The sequence below is a fragment of the Nocardia sp. NPDC050408 genome (assembly GCF_044458905.1).
Classification (GTDB): domain Bacteria; phylum Actinomycetota; class Actinomycetes; order Mycobacteriales; family Mycobacteriaceae; genus Nocardia.
The window spans coordinates 1-3,302 of the sequence record NZ_JBITIL010000054.1; the positions used below are offsets into that span (position 1 = coordinate 1).

Annotated in this window: 1 protein-coding gene; it reads left to right on the plus strand. The window is 64.2% G+C overall.

The annotated features are described in order from the left end of the window. The coding region (locus ACIBJI_RS42510; protein WP_397088852.1) for an SDR family NAD(P)-dependent oxidoreductase at nucleotides 1–3,302 on the plus strand (3,302 nt) is incomplete at both ends.

The following is a 3,302-nucleotide window of genomic DNA, read 5'->3' on the forward strand; positions in this document are numbered from 1 at the left end:
GCGGTGCGCTTCGCTGATGCGGTTGTCGCGATGGCGGGTATGGGTGTGTCGAGGTTCGCCGAGGTCGGGCCTGATGCGGTGTTGACCCCGATGATTACCCAGATCCTCGACAATGGGCACGTCAGTGCGGCGGCAGCCGTCGTGGCTCCTGTTGTGGTGGCCTTGGCACGCCGGGGTCAGGCGGATGCGTCGGCCGTGCTGAGTGGGGTGGCCGGTCTATTCGTCTCTGGCACCAAGGTGGACTGGGCCGCTCTCTACGCTGGTTCCGGGGCCCGGCGAATCGACTTGCCCACCTACGCTTTTCAGCATCAGCGTTATTGGACGGCCGAAGGTTCCACCGGTAGCGGCGCTCGGGCGATGGGGCTGGTGGCTACCGGTCATCCCTTGGTTTCGGCGGTGGTGTCGCAACCGGATTCCGATGTGGTCGCTGTCAGCGGCAGGTTGTCGGTGCAGACGCATCCCTGGCTAGCCGATCACAGAGTTATGGACACCGTGCTTTTCCCTGGCACCGGATTTGTCGAACTCGCCATGCACGCCGGGGAGCGAGTGGGCTGTTCGAGTCTCGATGAGCTGGTTCTGCGGGCACCGCTGGTGCTGTCGGAGTCCGGCGGGGTTGCCGTGCGCGTTGTGGTGGGTGCTGAGGACGAGGGTCGTCGCGCGGTGCGGATCTTCTCCCTCCCCGATGATGACGTTGATTCGGTGCTGTCGTGGACGTTGAACGCCGAGGGCGTGCTTGCGCCGGGAATCGATAGCGCGCCTGTGGATTTGGTGCAGTGGCCGCCCTCTGGTGCGGTCGCGGTGGATATCGATGGTGTTTATGACTCCCTGGATGTGCAGGGCTACCAGTACGGTCCGGTGTTCCAGGCACTTCGGTCGGTGTGGCGTGCAGCGGACGGGCTGCTCTATGCCGAGGTCGAATTGCCTGAACAAGCCCGGGCCGAGGCAGAACGCTTCGGTCTGCACCCGGCGCTGCTCGACGCCGCTCTGCACGCGCTGCGCGTCGCCGACAACCTGCCTGCGGACGGGACTGGCCTGGCGTTGCCGTTCGAGTGGTCCGGTGTGACGGTGCATGCGGCTGGGGCCAATGCGTTGCGTGTTCGGCTCACACGGATAGGTGAGCACGGCGTTGCTCTAGATCTCGCGGATTCGTCGGGTGCTGCGGTGGCGTCGGTGCGGCAGTTGGCTTCCCGGCCATTTGATCCCGCGCAGCTCACGGCTAATGCATCTGTCGCCGGTAATGCGTTGTTCCAGGTCGATTGGACACCGATCTCGGTGCGTGAGGCCGAGGTCGCCGCGGTGGCGTGGCCGGATCTCGGTGAGCGGGTGCCGCCGGTGGTGGTGCTGGACTGCCCGGCGGGTAATGATCCCGCTGCCATTCACGCTGCGACGCATGAGGTTTTGGAGGTCCTTCAATCCTGGACGGCAAGCCAGCGGTTCACCGAGTCGGTTCTGGTGGTCCGGACCCGTGGTGCGGTATCGGTTGGCGGGGAAGACGTTACGAATCTGGCTGGTGCCGCGGTGTGTGGTCTGGTTCGTTCGGCGCAGGCGGAGAATCCTGGCCGGATCGTGTTGATCGACACCGATTCCGGACTCGAGGGATTGCTGGGTGGGGTGCTGGCTGCGGCGGAACCGCAGGTGGCGGTGCGTGATGGGCAGGTATACATTGCGCGACTCGCCCGCGTCGATTCCACAGCGGTCGTTTCCACCGAGACCGCTTCGGCGACTACCTCTTTCGGTCCGGACGATACTGTGTTGATCACCGGCGCGGGTGGTTTGCTCGCTGGGTTGTTCGCCCGTTACCTGGTCGACGCCCATGGTGTGCGCCGGCTGTTGCTGTTGAGTCGCCGTGGTGAATCCGCTTCCGGTGCCACCGAGTTGCGGGCGGAGTTGCGGTCTCGCGGTGCGGAGGTCGATTTCGTCGCGTGTGATGTCGCTGATCGTGATGCATTGGCTGCGGTACTGGCCAATGTTCCTGCCGGTCATCCACTTGCGGGTGTGTTCCATATGGCCGGTGTGCTCGATGATGGTGCCATTGCTTCGCTGACTCCGGCTCGGATGGATGCGGTGTTGGGGCCCAAGGTCGATGCGGCCTTGCATCTGCACGAGTTGACTGCCGATCTGCCGTTGAAGGCGTTCGTGTTGTTCAGCTCGGTGGCCGGTGTGTTCGGCAGCCCTGGTCAGGGTAACTATGCCGCGGCCAATGCGTGTTTGGATGCGCTGGCGGCGCACCGTAGGGCCTCGGGTGGTTGTGGCCAGTCGTTTGCCTGGGGTCTGTGGGACGGGGGTATGGCCGAGCAACTCACCGATGTCGACCGCAGCCGCATCTCCCGTTCGGGCATGCTGCCGCTGTCGGAGGAACAGGGTCTCGCGCTGTTCGACGCCGCGACAGGGATCGACGCAGCGGCTCCGATCCTTGTCCGTTTGGACCTGGAGAGCCTCCGCAGCGCTGGGTTTGCCGCGCCCGCACTGTTTTCCGGTTTGGTCCCCGCTCGCCGTAAGGCGGCCCCGGGTGCCTTTACGGCGCTACGTGCTCGTTTGGCGAATACTCCCGATAGTGAGCGCTTCGGTGTTCTCGTGGAGATCGTGCGTGGCCAGGTCGCCACAATCCTCGGTCATCGGAACGCGGATGCGATCGCGGCCGATAAGGCTTTCGGCGAGCTGGGCTTCGATTCGATCACCGCCGTCGAGTTCCGCAACGCTCTCAAGGCCGTGACAGGTCTACAGCTGCCTGCGACGTTGGTGTTCGATTACCCGACACCGCAGGCTTTGGCGCAGCATCTGGCCGATGAGTTCGCTGGTACCAGTCGGGATATCGAGGTTATTGCCAGCAGAGCTGTTGACGACGATCCGATCGCGGTGGTCGCGATGGCCTGTCGTTATCCGGGTGGTGTTGCCTCGCCTGAAGACCTGTGGAGTCTGGTCGTGTCGGGCGCCGATACCACTGGCGATCTACCGATGGATCGTGGCTGGGACATCGACGGCATTTACGATCCCGAACCTGGCAAGGCAGGCAAGACCTACACGCGTCGGGGTGGATTCCTATACTCCGCAGCCGATTTCGATGCGGAGTTCTTCGGGATCAGCCCCAACGAGGCAACGATGATGGATCCCCAGCAGCGGTTGCTGCTGGAGACCTCCTGGGAGGCGTTGGAGCGCGCCGGTGTCGACCCGGTGGTGCTGCGTGGCAGCTCGACCGGTGTTTTCGCGGGTGTGATGTATCACGACTATGCCCAGGGCACCGGGAACAGTGCGACCGGCAGTTTGGTCTCCGGCCGCATCGCCTACACCCTCGGGCTGGAAGG